The sequence below is a fragment of the Micromonospora sp. CNZ309 genome (assembly GCF_002846525.1).
This window is the reverse complement of record NZ_PJNG01000001.1, coordinates 5,618,755-5,632,425: the sequence shown is the minus strand read 5'-3', so window position 1 is coordinate 5,632,425 and position 13,671 is coordinate 5,618,755. Positions and strand designations below refer to the sequence as shown.

The window sequence follows — 13,671 nt, the reverse complement described above, 5'->3', positions numbered from 1 at the left end:
TCACGCTCCGCCCACAGGAAGGGTGACGGTGAACGTGCTGCCCCGGCCCGGCTCGCTGGACACCACCAGGCTGCCGCCGAGCAGGGTCACCAGCCGCCGCGCGTACGGCAGGCCGAGGCCGGTGCCGCCGACCCGGGTGGCGCCGGGCACCTGGTAGAACTCCTCGAAGATCCGCTCGTGCAGCTCCGGGGGGATGCCCGCGCCGGTGTCGGAGACGGCCAGCGACCACTGGTCGTCCCGCCGCTCCGCCCGCAGCCGGACCTCCCCGCGCTCGGTGAACTTGAGCCCGTTGTGCAGCAGGTTGCGCAGGACCTGGGCGAGCAGCACCTCGTCGGTGCGCAGCGTCGACGGCACGGGCGGCTCCTCCACCACCAGCTCGACGTCGGGCCGGGTGGCGAGGGCGCGCAGGGTGCCGCGCAACTGGCCGAAGGCCGGCCGCAGGTCGACCTCGCTCCAGTCGGGCTCGATCCGGCCCGACTCGGCCTTGGCCAGGTCGAGCAGCTCGTTGACCAGCGTGAGGAGGTCGCCCGCCGACGAACGGATCAGCCCGACCTGGCGGGCCTGCTCGGCGGTGAGCGGGTCGGAGGCGGAGTCGCCCAGCAGCCGGCCCAGCCCCATGATCGCGGTGACCGGGGCCCGCAGCTCGTGGCTGACGTTCGCCAGGAACCGGCTCTTCGACTCGCTCGCCGCGCGCAGCTGGGCCGACTTCTCGTCCAGCTCGGCGTAGAGGGCGACCACGCCCCGGTTGGTCTCCTCCAGTTCCTCGGTGAGCTGGTTGTAGAGCGCCATCACGCCCCGGTTGGTCTCGGCCAGTTCCTCGTTCAGGACGGCCAGCTCGTCGCGCTGGCTGCGTACCTCGTCGAGGGCCGCGATCAGTTGCGCGTTCTGGGCGGCCAACTCGTCCAGGGCGCTGCCCGGCGCGTTCCGGTCGAGCTCGGCGCGCAGCTCGGCGAGACGCTCGGGGGTCAGCACCTCTGCGGTGACCGGGACACGTCGGGACATCCTCACGACCGTATCCCCCTCCCGTGGCACCACGCTCAACTTGTCCACCAACCGCGCCACCGCGCCGGACCGCGGCTCGTACCGCCCGCCGGGCAGCGGACGCACCGGGAGGAGGTCCACCCGCAGGTGCCGCCTGCCGTCGGCGGGGTCGTCGACGAGGACGAACGCCACCTCCGCTCCGCCGGCCGAGTGCAGCAGGTCGCGGGCCACCTCGCTGAGCGCCGTGGCGATGCGTACCTGGTCCTGGTGTTCCAGCCCCACCGCGGCGGCGACCTCGCGGCCCCGCTGCCGAACGACGAAGATGTCGTGTTCGACCCGCAGCGCCATCGTCAGCAGGGGCGCCCGGGCGGGCCCGGTCACGACCATCCCCGCGCGACCAGGACGCAGGCGTCGTCGCGACGCGTGCCGGCGTCCCGCAGCAGCGTCGCGGCCACCACCAGGGGAGACCGGTCGACGAGACCGGGATAGTCGGCGAGCTGCCAGCGGTCGACCACCCCGTCACTGTGCATGACCAGCAGGGCGTCGGCCTCGAAGGGGTAGTCGTACTGCCGGATCGGGGGGCGCTGGTGCCCGGCGATGCCGGGCAGCGAGACCAGGCCCCGCCGCTTGCCGTCGGCGCCGATCACGGCGGCGGAGATGTTGCCCAGCCCCGAGTAGCGCAGCACGCCGGCCGACGGATCCGGCTCGGCCACCGCGAGCGCCGCGCCCCGGGTGTGCGACATCGAGCGGTGCAGGTGCGCGACGACCGCCGCCGGCGCCCCCGCCGGCGCCTTGCGGAACGCGTCGAGCGCGGCGTCGGTGGCGGCGGAGGCGAGCGGTCCGTGCCCCAGGCCGTCGCTGACCAGCACCTGACGCCGGCCCTCGACGACCCGCCACGCGTACCCGTCGCCGCTTACCGACTCGCCGGCCAGCGGCCGGCTGAGCGCGCCGACCCAGGGCCGCTCGTGCCCGCCGTCGCGGTTCGGCCAGACCTGGACGGCGAGGACGGTGCCACGCTCCGGCCGGGAGTAGCCGTCGAACCAGGTGGCCTGCCGGACGATCGCGCCGAGGCCGATGCCGAGCGTCCCGGCGGTGGAGTGCCCGTCCTGGGAGGAGGCGGTGAGGTCGGCCATCCCCGGCCCGGTGTCGAGGGCGATCAGCTCCACGCCGGCCTCCGCGTCGCGCCGCACCGGCCGCAGCAGCAGGACACCGTCGTCGGCGTGCTTGACCAGGTTGCTGGTCAGCTCGGCGGCGACGATGGCCAGGTCGGCGGTGCGGGCGGCGCTGAGGTCGAGCTGGGCACCGAGCCGTTCGGCGGCCCGGCGCACCGCGCTGGCCGCGCTGCCGCTCTCGACCCGGAACCAGACTCCGCGGTCGGAGACCACGTCGTCGTTCATCGGGACCATTTGGTGACCGTGATCCGGGTTCCCTCGCCAGCGGCGGTCTGGATGTCGAACTCGTCGACGAGGCGACGTGCGCCGCTGAGCCCGAGGCCGAGCCCACCGCCGGTGGTGTAGCCGTCGGTCAGTGCCAGGTCGAGGTCGGCGATGCCCGGGCCGGAGTCGGCGAAGACGATCCGCACGCCCCGTCGCCGGCCGTTGTCGACCGTGGCCACCTCGACCGTGCCGCCGCCGCCGTACACCAGGGTGTTGCGGGCCAGCTCGCTCGCCGCCGTGACGACCTTGGTCTGGTCGACCAGCGAGAGCTTGACGGCAACCGACACCGTACGCACCAGCTGTCGGACGCGTACCACGTCCTCGTCGCTGCGGATCGCCTGCGCCTGCGGCTGGCCCAGGTCGACTCCGGCGGTCATGACAACGCCGTCGTCTCGGCGTCCGGTTCGTCGTCGAACGCGAGCTCGTGCTCGTCGGCGTGGGCCGCCGCGATCAACTCCATGCCCCGCTCGACGTTGAGCGCCGTCCGGATGCCGTTGAGCGACAGGCCCAGCTCGACCAGGGTGATGGCGACGGCGGGACGCATCCCGACCACGACCGTCTCCGCGTCGAGCACCTTGGAGATCGAGGCGATGGTCGACAGCATCCGCCCGACGAAGGAGTCGACGATGTCCAGGGCGGTGATGTCGATGATCACGCCGTGGCAGCCGGTGGCGACGATCCGCTCCGCGAGGTCCTCCTGGAGCTGGACCGCCGTCTGGTCGGACATGTCGACCTGGATGGAGACCAGGAGGATGTCGCCGATCTTGAGGATCGGCACCCGTTCCATCAGGCCTCCCGGCGCTGGCGGCGGCCGGTCTCGACGCCGGTGAGCCGGAGCACGTGCCGCAACGCGTCGGCGAGGCTGGCCTTGGTGGCGATGTCGCCGAACTCGATGCCCAGCGCCACGATGGTCTGCGCGATCTGCGGCCGGATGCCGGAGATGATGCAGTCGGCGCCCATCAGCCGGGCGGCCACCACGGTCTTGAGGATGTGCTGGGCGACCTGGGTGTCCACCGCCGGTACGCCGGTGATGTCGATGATCGCGTAGGGCGAGCCGGTGTCGACCAGGGTCTGGAGCAGCCGCTCCATCACCACCTGGGCCCGGGCCGAGTCGAGGGTGCCGACCAGCGGCACAGCGACCACGCCCTCCCAGAGCTTCACCACCGGGGTGGACAGCTCCAGCAACTGCTCCGCCTGGTCGGCGATGAGGCTCTCACGGGTGCGCACGAAGCTCTCGAAGGTGAACAGGCCCATCTGGTCGATCAGCCCGGAGAAGGCGACGTAGTCGCGCAGCCTCTCGGCGCCGCCCTCGGCCTCCAGCAGCTCCAGCAGCACCTCCTTCAGCGAGAACACGCTGATCGCGGTCTCGGAGGCGGAGAAGCCCTGCCGGGCGCGCCCCCGGGACAGCTCGGAGAGCACGGCGCGCAGCTCCGTGGCCTGCTCTGAGTCAAGGTCGACGGCGCCCTGCTCACTCGCAGTGATCATGCTAGAGTGCAGCTCCTGCACCTGCCGGCGCAGCTCGCCCTGGCTGAGCCGCCCGCGCAGGGACGCGGCGACGATCTCCGTCCAGCGCTGCGTGACCCGCTCGGCGTGACCGGTCAGCAGACCGGCCAGCCGGTTGCCTTCCTCCGTGCTCAACGCCATGGTGAACCCCCTTCGACCTCGACGGCGGACTCTATCACCGGAGGCAGGAGCGCTAGTTGCCGCAGGGCAAACGAATGAGCACGGCCACCGGATACCGCCTCCCGTTCTGCGTACCACCCCGATCGTGGGATACCGTTTCCCCGATAACAGGAGGTCTGGCGAATGTCCTTGACGGTGCACACGGAACAGCGCGGCGACGTGGTCGTCGTCTCGGTCGCGGGCGAGCTGGACATGGCGACCGCACCGCAGTTGCAGGACCAGATCACCGACCTGCTCGACAAGGGTCGCAGCCGGCTCGTCTTCGACCTGGCGAACGTCTCGTTCTGCGACTCCACGGGGCTGTCGGTGTTCGTCCGGGCCAAGAACAGCTGCGACGAGGCCGGCGGCGTGGTACGGCTGGCCGCCCCGCAGCGGGGCGTGCTGCGCATCCTCGAGGTGAGCGGCCTCGTCGAGGTGCTGCACACCTACCCCACCGTCGAGCAGGCCGTGGCCGGCGACCCCACGCCCGCCAGCTCCTGACGGTTCCCCCTCACGTCTCGTCCTCGATGTGTCGGGGACGGGCGATCACCATGCCCGCGCCGGTCTGCACGGCGAGTGCCACCAGCAGGAACCCGATCGGGACGGTCCACCCGCCGGTGGTCCCGTAGAGGATGCCCACGAGCAGCGGCCCCAGGGCGGCGATGAGGTAGCCGACGCTCTGGCTGAACGCGGAGAGCGCCACCGTCCCCTCGGCGGTGCGCGCGCGCAGCCCGATGGTGGCCAGGATCATCGGGAAGGCGCTCTGCCCGATCGCGAGCAGCACCACCCAGAGCAGCGCACCGTCGTGCGGCGCGACGGCCATCCCGACGTAGGCCAGGGCCATCGCGGCGGAGAGCGTCAGCACCAGCGGGTGCAGGGTGCGCAGCCGCCCGGCCAGGGTGGGCATCAGCAGCGCGATCGGCACACCCAGGGCGGTCACGCCGGCGAGCAGCAGGCCCGCGTCCTGCGGGCGGTAGCCGGCGTCGCGGAAGAGCTGGGCCAGCCAGCCCATGATCGCGTAGGCGCCGAGCGACTGCGTCCCGAAGTAGACCGCCATCGCCCAGCCGAGCCGGGTCCGCCCCGGCCGGATCCGCCCGGGGCGGGGCGCCGCCGCCGTCGGGGTCGCCGCCCGTCGGGCCGCGCGCGCCCGCAGCGCCAGGGGCACCCACGGGAGTACGGCCACCAGGGCCAGCCCGGCCCAGACGGCGAGCCCGGCCCGCCAGGTGCCGAAGAGGTGCGCCACGGGCACCGCCGCTGCGGCTGCCACCGTCGCGCCCACCGTCAGCGTCATCGAGTACGCCCCGGTGACCAGCCCGATGCGGTGCGGGAAGTACTGCTTGACCAGGAGCGGGAGCAGGACGTTCGCCACCGCGATCCCGGCCAGCGCGAGGGCGCTGCCGGCGATGAAGACCAGCGCGGAGTCCGTGCCGACCCGGACGAGCTGCCCGGCGGCGAGGATCAGCATCGCCACCACCAGGACCCGGGCCGGGGAATGCCGGCGGACCAGCCGGGGCGTGAGCGACCCGAAGACGGCGAAGGCGACCGCGGGCAGGGTGGTCACGACCCCGGCCAGCGCCCCGGAGAGGGCCAGGCCGTCGCGTACCTCGTCGAGCAGGGCGCCGAGGCTGGTGATGGCGGCCCGCAGGTTGAGCGCCACGAGCAGCATGCCGACGAGCACGAGCAGCCCACCGGCGACCGGCCCGGCCGGCGCGGGGGTGGCGCCGACAGTGCCGGCGGCAGGAGCCGTCGCATCCGCCGGCGCGGGCGCGTCGTCCGGTCCGGCGATCGTCTCCCGCGCGGAACGCGGCGAGGTTCCGGCGTCGACGGCGGCGGTGGTTGGCGGGGTCATGCGTCCGAACCTACAATCATGGGATGAATTCCTGGCGGGTGTTGTAACCAGTGCCACCGTCGGTTGATTCCGCCGCCGCGCCGCCCCGGGGGCACCGGGTGCGGCAGACCATCGCGCAGCTCAGGGAGCGGATCCTCGGCGGCGAGTGGCCGCTGGGCGGGCGGATCCCCACCGAGCCGCAACTCGTCGCGGCGCTCGGCGTGGGGCGCAACACGGTCCGCGAGGCGGTGCGGGCGCTGGTGCACGCCGGGGTGCTGGAGTGCCGGCAGGGCTCCGGGACGTACGTGGTGTCGACCGACGAGCTGGCCCCGGTGGTGGCCCGCCGGCTCACCGCCGACCGGATGGCCGAGGTGGTCGAGGTGCGCCGCGCCTTCGAGGTGGAGGCCGCCCGGCTCGCCGCGCTGAGGCGTACGGCCGAGGACCTGGCGGCCCTGGACGGCGCGCTCGCCGCCCGCGAGGTGGCCTGGCGCGAAGGCCGGTTCGACGAGTTCGTGGCGGCCGACGCGGCGCTGCACACCGCCGTGGTCGCGGCGGCGCACAACGGCATGCTCGCCGAGCTGTACGCCTCGGTCGGCACCGCGCTGCACAGCACGATCGCCCAGTCGATGGGCGGCGCGCTGGAGCCGGAGCGCTACGCCGACCACTCCCGGCTGGTCGAGGCGATCCGGGCCGGCGACCCGGATCGGGCGGCGATCGAGGCCGGCGCTTTTCTGGAGCCCACGCCCGGGGCATAGGTTGTGCCGGACGGAAGACCGGACACCTCGGGAGTACGGATGCTCAAGGGCTTCAAAGAGTTCATCATGCGCGGGAACGTCGTCGACCTGGCGGTCGGTGTCGTCATCGGCGCCGCGTTCACGGGCGTGGTCACCCAGCTCACCAAGTCGTTCCTGGAACCGCTGATCCGGGTCTTCGTGCTGCTCATCACCGGCAGCGACAAGGGCCTGGCCGGCACCGCGCCGACGTTCCGTGGCATCGCCTTCGACTGGATCGCGTTCGTCAACGCGCTGATCACGTTCCTGCTCACCGCGGCGGCGCTGTACTTCCTCGTGGTGTTCCCGATGAACAAGCTGGCCGAGCGGCGCAAGCGGGGCGAGGAGCCGCCGCCGAAGGCCCCGAGCGAGGAGGTCAGGCTGCTCACCGAGATCCGCGACGCCCTGGTCGCCGCTGGGCACACCACCCCCGGGCAGCAGCGCGGCGCGCTCGACGACGTGCTCGGCCGCCGGGAGGAACCGCCCACCCCGCGCTGAACCCGGCGCACGCACATCGGCCCCTGCGGGAATCCCGCAGGGGCCGCACATTTTCGTACGTCTGTTCGATAGAGTCCCGCCATGGAGCAGCGGAAGCACTGGTGGAACGGGAAATGGGGCCGGCTGGCCCGGCGCGACGTCTTCCTCCGGGTGGACGGCGACCGGTGGCACGTCGAGCAGCGCGCCGGCGGCTCCGAGGGCGTCTCCCGCTTCTACGAGCACGGCACCGCCGACGAGGCCGAGGAGACGGTCCGGGCGTTGCTCCAGGGCACCGACACCTGGCGCGAACTCTCCCCCCGCCCCCCAACCGCCTGGTCCCCGGAGTGAGAAGGACGAGGGTTTAGCCGGAGCAGAGGCCGGGAACCGCCGCAGGATGGAGCAGCAGGACACCGAGCGGCAGGCGACAGTTTCCCGGGTCACCACGGGCATGCGGGTGATCGACGTCGACGGCACCGCGTTCGGCACCGTCGACCTCGTCCAGCGGGGCGACCCGAACGCGGTGACCGTGCAGGCCCCCACCGCCGACCCGGGCAGCAGCCTGGACGAACTGATCGAGTCGACGGCCGTCGAGGAGCCGGACGTACCGGCCGACCTGGCGGCCCGGCTGCTGCACAGCGGCTACCTGAAGGTCTCCACCGACCTGGTCCGCACCGGCGCGGTCTACGTGCTCGCCGAGCAGATCGCCGCCGTCAGCGACGACCAGGTACGCCTCGACGTCCCGGCCCGAGACCTGCCGCCCGAGGAGTAGCGACGCCCCGCCGCCGGCGGCTGGCCGCCCGGCAGGGAGTGACGAGGTCCCGCCGGGTCGTTGACGGCGGCCACCGATGGCAGCACGTTCTCCGACGGCCCGGTGGCGCTGGGGTCACCGGCGCCGATCTGGCACCCCGCCGAACTTCGCTCTGACGCAACCCGACGGTCGCCCGGACCCGTCGAGCCTGCGGAGGAGGGAGCCCCGATGGCGGATGCCGACCGTGAGTTCGTGGAGTACGTCTCCGCGCGACTGCCGAGACTGCACCGGACCGCGTTCCTGATGTGCGGCGACGCCCACCTGGCCGACGACGTGGTGCAGCAGACGATCACGGCGCTGTACGTGAACTGGCGCCGGGTCAGCCGGGCCGACAACGTCGACGCGTACGTGCACCGGATGCTGGTCCACAAGCTCGTCGACGAGAAACGGTTGAGCTGGGCGAAGGTCCGGCTGCTGGGGTGGATGCCGGAGCCGGAGCGCCGGCCGGTCACGCCGCACGACGACCTGGCCGAGCGGGACAGCCTGCTCGCCGCGCTCGCCCGCCTTCCTCGCGGCCAGCGCACCGTGCTGGTCCTGCGGTTCCTGTGTGACCTGTCGCTGGCCGACACGGCCGCCGCGATGGGCTGCTCCGAAGGCAACGTGAAATCGCAGACGGCGCGGGCGCTGGCGGCGGTCCGCCAAGTGCTCGACGTCGCCGAGTTGGCCGGGAGGAATTCGAGATGACCGCGTTGGACGACCAGCGGATGGCCGCACTGCTGCAGGCCGCGCCGGTTCCCGAGCCGCGGGTCGACGTGGGCCGCGCGGTCCGGGACGGCCGACGACGACGCCAGCGCCGCCGCGTCGGCGGGATCGCCGCGGTGACGGTGCTGGCCGGGCTCGGCGTCGTGGGCGCCGTTCATCCCGGCGGGGCCGCCAGCCGGCCGGCTCCGGCCACGCCGGCCCTCGCGGCCTCACCGGCCGGGACCGCGCCGGCCGCCCCGGTCACCTGCGAGGCGTCGTGGTTGCCGCAGCCGATCGATGGTCCGGTCGCGGTGGCCAACGGCGTCGACCCCACCGGGCGGTACGTCGTCGGCGAGATCGGCACCGGGCAGGAGGACGGGCGGGTCGTGCTGTGGACCGACGGCCGGGCAGCCGTCCTGCCATCCGGTGCACGGCACGCGGCCGCGGTCAACGCTGGCGGCGTCGTGGTCGGCACCAACGGCGACGGCACCGGGTGGGTCCACCGGGACGGGAAGCTGCGCTTCCTGGCCACCCCACCCGGCTACCACGCGGTCCTCGTACACGCGGTCAACGGCCGGGGCGACATCGCCGGCACCGCCAGGGGAGCCGGCGACTCGCACCACGCCGTGCTGTGGTCGGCGGACCGCCCGCAGGAGTACCGGCTGGTCGGCCGGTCCGGATCCGCGGCGACCGGGATCACCGAGGACGGCACGGTCGTCGGCGTGATGGGCCAACTGCCCTACCGGTGGACGCCGCAGGGCGTCGGGGCGGCGCTGGCGGTGCCCGACGGCTACCCGCGTGCCTCGGTCGACTCGGCGCACGGCGAATGGGCGATCGGCACGGTTCCCGGCGCCCGGCAGGGCGGTGCCGTGCAGATGCTGCCGGTACGTTGGAATCTCACGACGGGGGCGGTGAGCCTGCTGCCGTTCCCGGGGGCGACCGGGATCGCCGGCAACGGCGACCTGCTGGTCGACGGCAGTGAGCCGCTGGTCGTCGCCCCGGACGGCACGTCCCGCCGGTTGCCGGGCCGGCCCGATGTCCGGGCGACCGAGGCGGGCACGTACTCGGCCAACGGGATCAGTGACGACGGTCTGACCGTGGTCGGTGCCGTCTACGAGAACCAGGTGCACCGGCCGCTGGTGTGGCACTGCCGTCGGTGAAGCTCGCGTGCCGGTCCGTACCGCTGACCCCGGGCACCCGGACGGGTCGCTCCGCCAGTCCGGCCGCACCCGGCCCGGGCCCGCCCGCAGCCAGCACACCCGGCCCGCCCACATCCAGCCCAGCCGGCCCGCCCGCAGCCAGCCCAGCCGGCTCGGGTGCGGGCGCCGGCTCCGGCGCGGTCGGCACGCCGGAGCGGTGGCGGAAGAGCAGGAGCATCACCCCGCCCGCGACCAGGCCCCAGAACGCGCCGCCCACGCCGAGCAGGGCCACCCCGGAGGCGGTCACCACGAAGGTGACCACCGCGGCCTCGCGGGCCGCCGGCTCCGCCAGCGCCGAGGTGAGCGCGGTGGCCAACGCGCCGAGCAGCGCCAGCCCGGCGACCGCCTCGATCAGCACCGGCGGGGCGAGCGCCACCAGCGCGGTGGCCGCCCCGGCGCCCAGCCCCAGCAGGGCCAGCCCGATCCCGGCGGTGACCGAGGCGATCCAGCGACGGTCGGGGTCCGGGTGGGCGTCCGGGCCGGCGGCCAGGGCGGCGGTGATCGCGGCGAGGTTGACCGCGTGCCCACCGGCGGGCGCCGCGACCACGGTGGTCAGCCCCGTGGCGCGCAGCGCGGCGCCGAAGGGTGGGCGGTAGCCGTAGCCGACCAGCACCGCCATCCCCGGTACGTTCTGCGCGGCCATGGTGACCAGGAAGAGCGGCAACGCGAGGCCGACCATCGCGGAGACGTTCCAGGTCGGGGCGGTCAGCTCGACCACGGGCAGCAGCCGGGCGCCACCGAGCCCGGAGACCGGGGTGGTCAGCGCGATCGCCGCCACCGCGACGACCAGCGCGCCGGGCACCGCCCAGCGGCGGGCGAACCGGTGCAGCAGCAGCCAGGCCAGCACCACGGGGACGGCCAGCCGGGGCACCTCGACCAGCGCGCGGACGGGGGCGGTGCACAGCGGCAGCAGGACCCCGGCGAGCATCGCGCCGGCGATCGGCCGGGGGATCGCCGCGACGGCCCGCCCGAGCGCGGGGAACAGCCCGGCGGCCACGATCAGCGCGCCCGAGACGAGGAACGCCCCGACGGCGACGGGCCACCCGCCGGGCATCGCACCGGTGGCGACCAGCAGCGCCGCGCCCGGGGTGGACCAGGCCACGCTCATCGGGATCCGGTGCCGCAGGCCCAGCCACACGGCGGAGAGCCCGGAGGCCACGCACACCGCCAGCAGCCCGGAGGCGGCCTGCGCGTCCGAGGCGCCGACGGCCCGCAGGCCGGCCAGCACCACCGTGAACGAGCTGGCGAACCCGACCAGCGCGGTCACCACGCCCGCCAGCACCGGTTGCGACCGTCCCGCCATCCCACTCCCCCGACCGTTCCGTTTACGGAACAAGAACCTGTAGCACCATAGCGGGGTGCCGCAGACGTCACCAGTCCACCGATCGGCCCCCGATCCGGGCGCCGAGGCCGTCGGTCGCCGGGTACGCGCCCTGCGCGAGGAGCGCGGGATGTCGCTGTCCGCCCTCGCCCGGCTCGCCGGGGTGGGCAAGGCGACCCTCTCCGGCCTGGAGAACGGCACCCGCAACCCGACCCTGGAGACGCTCTACGCGATCACCGCGCAGCTCGGCGTACCGCTGACGGCCGTGCTCTCCGGCCCGGCGGCCGGGCCGGTCGTACGCGGCGCCGCGGTCAGCGCCATCCTGCTGGAGGTCTTCGAGGACGCCGACGCCACCTACGAGCTGTACCGGATGCTGGTCTCGCCCGGCCCCGAGCAGCTCTCCCCCGCACACCAGCGGGGCGTCACCGAGCACGTCACCGTCTTCTCGGGCGTGCTGCGCGCCGGCCCCGTCGACGCGCCGCTGACCGCCGCCGCCGGCGGGCACCTGCGCTGGACCTCGGACGTGCCGCACGTGTACGCGGCCGTAGGCGACGAGGAGGTCGCCGCCAGCCTCCTGCTCCGCTACCCCCGCCCCTGAGCACCCGTCGGCGACGCGGGCCGCGCCGGCCCGAGCGGGCGTCGGCTCAGCCGTCGACCGGTGCCGGCACCGGCAGCCGCCGCTGCACGGCCCAGATCGCCGCCTCGGTACGCGACGCGGACCCGGTCTTGCGCAGCAGGTTCGACACGTGCACGGTGACGGTCCGCACCGAGATGCCGAGGGCGCGCGCCACCTGCTTGTTGGACATCCCGGCGACCAGGCAGCCCAGCACCTCGATCTCCCGCCCGGTCAGCTCGGCGTCGACCGGGTCGGCGGGCCGCTGCGGCACCACCCTCGGCGCTCGCGGGGCGGCCGGCGGCCGGAGCAGGGCCCCGGGTCCCCGGCCGGCGTGGGCGGCGAGCAGCTCGGTGAGCGCGTACGGGTTGCCGCCGGTGCGCTGCCAGACGGCGCGCACCAGCCGGCCGGACGGGCGCGGGTCCGCGTACACCTGGGCCAGCACCTCGGCGACCTCGGCCGGCAGCAGCGGTCCGAGGTGTTGGCGGACGGCGCCCCGGACGCCGCAGAGCCGGGCCAGGGCGCGGACCGCGAGGTCCGGCGCGACGGCGTCCTCGGCGGGCCGGCTCGCCACCACCAGCAGCGCTGGCAGCTCGGCGGCGGTCGCCAGCTCGCCCACGAGGTTAAGGCTGGCCGGGTCGAGGGCGTGCAGGTCCTCCACCACCAGTACGGCGGGGCCGGCGCCGACGAGCAGTCGGACGACCCGCACCGCGAGCCGGAGCAGGGTGCCCGGCGCGTAGCGCTCGCGCGGCGCGGTGGGCTGCTGGGCGAGCCAGGCCAGCGCGTCGGGCGGCAGGTCGAGCCGACTCGTGTCGCGGCCCGTGAGGACGGCGGCCAGCCAGTCGTACGGCGCGGGGCTGTGCACGCGGGCGGCACCGGAGAGCACCACCGCCGGTCGGGGCGCGAACGCGTCCAGGGCGGCCGCGACCAGCAGGGACTTGCCCACCCCGGCCTCGCCGGTGATCACCGCGACGGCCGGCGTGGGGCGCCGGGAATCGACCACGGTGGACCACGCCCGGTCGAGCTCGGCCAGCTCACCGGCGCGCCCGACCATGGACACCGGCATCATTCCCCAACCCTACGCAGTAGTGCGTAGAGACGGCGGCAGGGTGTTCTTGGCAAGCTTGACCCCATGACGCTGATCCTCCGCTCGGCCATCCTCAACGACATCGGCCTGGTCCGCACCAACAACGAGGACTCGGCCCTCGCCGGCGACCGCCTCGTCGCGGTCGCGGACGGCATGGGTGGCCTGCCCGCGGGCGAGGTGGCGAGCGAGATCGTCATCCGCATCCTGGACGAGCTGAGCCCGCCCACCACCCCCGACGAGGCGGCCGGAGCCCTGCGGGCCGTGGTGAGCACCGCGAACCGGCGCATCCACGCCGCCATCACGGTCGACCCGGCGCGCGACGGCATGGGTACGACGCTGACCGCCGCCCTGCTCGCCGGGGACGCGCTGGTGCTGGCCCAGGTGGGCGACTCCCGCTGCTACCTGCTGCGCGACGGGGAGCTGACCCAGCTCACCCGGGACGACACCTTCGTCCAGGCGCTGGTCGACCAGGGGGCGCTCTCGCCCGAGCAGGCGCGGCACCACCCGCAGCGGTCCCTGGTGACCCGGGCGGTGCAGGGCTCGGACACGCCCCCGGCGATCGGGGTGCTCACGGTGGTGGCCGGCGACCGGCTGCTGCTGTGCAGCGACGGGCTCTCCGACTACGTCGAGGACGGCACGATCGCCGCCGCGCTGAGCACGTACGGCGACCGGCACCAGTGCGGCGAGCAGCTCGTCAAGCTCGCCCACCAGGCCGGCGCGCCGGACAACGTGACCGTCGTGGTCTCGGACGTCGTGGCCGTCTGAGCGCTCCCGGCTCCCGTCGCGGTCGGCCGCCGGCAGCTAGGTA

The 13,671-nt window shown here is 74.4% G+C and carries 17 protein-coding genes; 9 read left to right on the top strand and 8 right to left on the bottom strand.

What is annotated here, in order from left to right; translation table 11 throughout:
• From CLT72_RS24055 to CLT72_RS24035, 5 genes are read right to left on the bottom strand one after another with little or no spacing between them, the layout of a single operon-like run.
• Positions 1-1,368, bottom strand: a complete 1,368-nt coding sequence (locus tag CLT72_RS24055) for an ATP-binding protein (RefSeq protein WP_101413706.1) — start codon at positions 1,366-1,368, stop codon at positions 1-3.
• Positions 1,359-2,387, bottom strand: a complete 1,029-nt coding sequence (locus CLT72_RS24050) for a SpoIIE family protein phosphatase (protein ID WP_350820986.1) — start codon at positions 2,385-2,387, stop codon at positions 1,359-1,361. Before CLT72_RS24050 ends, CLT72_RS24055 begins: the two co-directional genes overlap by 10 nt.
• A complete protein-coding gene (locus CLT72_RS24045) occupies positions 2,375-2,794 on the bottom strand; it encodes an ATP-binding protein (protein WP_101413705.1) in 420 nt (139 codons plus the stop codon). Before CLT72_RS24045 ends, CLT72_RS24050 begins: the two co-directional genes overlap by 13 nt.
• Positions 2,791-3,204 carry an STAS domain-containing protein gene (locus CLT72_RS24040; RefSeq protein WP_101413704.1) on the bottom strand — a complete coding sequence of 138 codons (414 nt, stop codon included), beginning with the start codon at positions 3,202-3,204 and terminating at the stop codon, positions 2,791-2,793. Before CLT72_RS24040 ends, CLT72_RS24045 begins: the two co-directional genes overlap by 4 nt.
• A complete protein-coding gene (locus CLT72_RS24035; protein WP_101413703.1) occupies positions 3,204-4,061 on the bottom strand; it encodes an STAS domain-containing protein in 858 nt (285 codons plus the stop codon). Before CLT72_RS24035 ends, CLT72_RS24040 begins: the two co-directional genes overlap by 1 nt.
• A gap of 162 nt (positions 4,062-4,223) precedes the next feature.
• Here CLT72_RS24035 and CLT72_RS24030 point away from each other — a divergent pair, with 162 nt between their 5' ends.
• The gene (locus CLT72_RS24030; protein ID WP_088976933.1) at positions 4,224-4,580 is read left to right on the top strand and encodes an STAS domain-containing protein; all 357 of its coding nucleotides are present in this window, start codon (positions 4,224-4,226) and stop codon (positions 4,578-4,580) included.
• Between the two features lie 10 nt (positions 4,581-4,590).
• On the opposite strand, the gene CLT72_RS24025 is transcribed toward CLT72_RS24030, so the two are convergent.
• On the bottom strand, positions 4,591-5,928 hold the full coding sequence (locus tag CLT72_RS24025) for an MFS transporter (RefSeq protein WP_101413702.1): 1,338 nt from the start codon (positions 5,926-5,928) through the stop codon (positions 4,591-4,593).
• A gap of 50 nt (positions 5,929-5,978) precedes the next feature.
• On the opposite strand from CLT72_RS24025, the gene CLT72_RS24020 reads away from it, so the two are divergent.
• The 6 genes from CLT72_RS24020 to CLT72_RS23995 all read left to right on the top strand — a co-directional run bounded on the left by CLT72_RS24020 (position 5,979) and on the right by CLT72_RS23995 (position 9,803).
• Complete coding sequence (locus CLT72_RS24020) at positions 5,979-6,662, top strand: FadR/GntR family transcriptional regulator (RefSeq protein ID WP_101413701.1); 684 nt, start codon at positions 5,979-5,981, stop codon at positions 6,660-6,662.
• Positions 6,663-6,701: 39 nt separating this feature from the next.
• A complete protein-coding gene (gene mscL / locus CLT72_RS24015; RefSeq protein ID WP_101413700.1) occupies positions 6,702-7,175 on the top strand; it encodes a large conductance mechanosensitive channel protein MscL in 474 nt (157 codons plus the stop codon).
• Between the two features lie 81 nt (positions 7,176-7,256).
• Entirely contained in the window at positions 7,257-7,502 is a 246-nt protein-coding gene (locus CLT72_RS24010; RefSeq protein WP_101413699.1) for a hypothetical protein, read from the top strand.
• Between the two features lie 46 nt (positions 7,503-7,548).
• Complete coding sequence (locus CLT72_RS24005) at positions 7,549-7,923, top strand: hypothetical protein (RefSeq protein ID WP_101413698.1); 375 nt, start codon at positions 7,549-7,551, stop codon at positions 7,921-7,923.
• 207 nt (positions 7,924-8,130) lie between these two features.
• Positions 8,131-8,646, top strand: coding sequence for a SigE family RNA polymerase sigma factor (locus CLT72_RS24000; RefSeq protein WP_101413697.1), 516 nt, complete (start codon positions 8,131-8,133; stop codon positions 8,644-8,646).
• A complete protein-coding gene (locus tag CLT72_RS23995; RefSeq protein WP_101413696.1) occupies positions 8,643-9,803 on the top strand; it encodes a hypothetical protein in 1,161 nt (386 codons plus the stop codon). The genes CLT72_RS24000 and CLT72_RS23995 overlap by 4 nt, the downstream gene beginning before the upstream one ends.
• On the opposite strand, the gene CLT72_RS23990 is transcribed toward CLT72_RS23995, so the two are convergent.
• Positions 9,721-11,145, bottom strand: a complete 1,425-nt coding sequence (locus CLT72_RS23990) for a benzoate/H(+) symporter BenE family transporter (protein ID WP_350820988.1) — start codon at positions 11,143-11,145, stop codon at positions 9,721-9,723. The genes CLT72_RS23995 and CLT72_RS23990 overlap by 83 nt on opposite strands.
• Positions 11,146-11,293: 148 nt before the next feature.
• Between CLT72_RS23990 and CLT72_RS23985 the strand changes: the two genes are divergently transcribed.
• Positions 11,294-11,761 carry a helix-turn-helix domain-containing protein gene (locus CLT72_RS23985; protein WP_250101857.1) on the top strand — a complete coding sequence of 156 codons (468 nt, stop codon included), beginning with the start codon at positions 11,294-11,296 and terminating at the stop codon, positions 11,759-11,761.
• Between the two features lie 46 nt (positions 11,762-11,807).
• Here the strand turns inward: CLT72_RS23985 and CLT72_RS23980 are convergent, their stop codons facing one another.
• Positions 11,808-12,845, bottom strand: coding sequence for a helix-turn-helix transcriptional regulator (locus CLT72_RS23980; protein ID WP_101413694.1), 1,038 nt, complete (start codon positions 12,843-12,845; stop codon positions 11,808-11,810).
• A 63-nt stretch (positions 12,846-12,908) separates the two neighbouring features.
• Here CLT72_RS23980 and CLT72_RS23975 point away from each other — a divergent pair, with 63 nt between their 5' ends.
• Positions 12,909-13,628 carry a PP2C family protein-serine/threonine phosphatase gene (locus CLT72_RS23975; protein ID WP_089002502.1) on the top strand — a complete coding sequence of 240 codons (720 nt, stop codon included), beginning with the start codon at positions 12,909-12,911 and terminating at the stop codon, positions 13,626-13,628.
• Positions 13,629-13,671: the final 43 nt, after the last annotated feature.

Excerpts from the sequence above, each read along its gene's own strand:
- CLT72_RS24055 (WP_101413706.1), bottom strand. The coding sequence starts at position 1,368 with ATGGTCGTGACCGGGCCCGCCCGGGCGCCCCTGCTGACGATGGCGCTG.
- CLT72_RS24050 (WP_350820986.1), bottom strand. The coding sequence starts at position 2,387 with ATGGTCCCGATGAACGACGACGTGGTCTCCGACCGCGGAGTCTGGTTC.
- CLT72_RS24045 (WP_101413705.1), bottom strand. The coding sequence starts at position 2,794 with ATGACCGCCGGAGTCGACCTGGGCCAGCCGCAGGCGCAGGCGATCCGC.
- CLT72_RS24040 (WP_101413704.1), bottom strand. The coding sequence starts at position 3,204 with ATGGAACGGGTGCCGATCCTCAAGATCGGCGACATCCTCCTGGTCTCC.
- CLT72_RS24035 (WP_101413703.1), bottom strand. The coding sequence starts at position 4,061 with ATGGCGTTGAGCACGGAGGAAGGCAACCGGCTGGCCGGTCTGCTGACC.
- CLT72_RS24030 (WP_088976933.1), top strand. The coding sequence starts at position 4,224 with ATGTCCTTGACGGTGCACACGGAACAGCGCGGCGACGTGGTCGTCGTC.
- CLT72_RS24025 (WP_101413702.1), bottom strand. The coding sequence starts at position 5,928 with ATGACCCCGCCAACCACCGCCGCCGTCGACGCCGGAACCTCGCCGCGT.
- mscL (WP_101413700.1), top strand. The coding sequence starts at position 6,702 with ATGCTCAAGGGCTTCAAAGAGTTCATCATGCGCGGGAACGTCGTCGAC.
- CLT72_RS24010 (WP_101413699.1), top strand. The coding sequence starts at position 7,257 with ATGGAGCAGCGGAAGCACTGGTGGAACGGGAAATGGGGCCGGCTGGCC.
- CLT72_RS24005 (WP_101413698.1), top strand. The coding sequence starts at position 7,549 with ATGGAGCAGCAGGACACCGAGCGGCAGGCGACAGTTTCCCGGGTCACC.
- CLT72_RS24000 (WP_101413697.1), top strand. The coding sequence starts at position 8,131 with ATGGCGGATGCCGACCGTGAGTTCGTGGAGTACGTCTCCGCGCGACTG.
- CLT72_RS23995 (WP_101413696.1), top strand. The coding sequence starts at position 8,643 with ATGACCGCGTTGGACGACCAGCGGATGGCCGCACTGCTGCAGGCCGCG.
- CLT72_RS23990 (WP_350820988.1), bottom strand. The coding sequence starts at position 11,145 with ATGGCGGGACGGTCGCAACCGGTGCTGGCGGGCGTGGTGACCGCGCTG.
- CLT72_RS23985 (WP_250101857.1), top strand. The coding sequence starts at position 11,294 with ATGTCGCTGTCCGCCCTCGCCCGGCTCGCCGGGGTGGGCAAGGCGACC.
- CLT72_RS23980 (WP_101413694.1), bottom strand. The coding sequence starts at position 12,845 with ATGATGCCGGTGTCCATGGTCGGGCGCGCCGGTGAGCTGGCCGAGCTC.
- CLT72_RS23975 (WP_089002502.1), top strand. The coding sequence starts at position 12,909 with ATGACGCTGATCCTCCGCTCGGCCATCCTCAACGACATCGGCCTGGTC.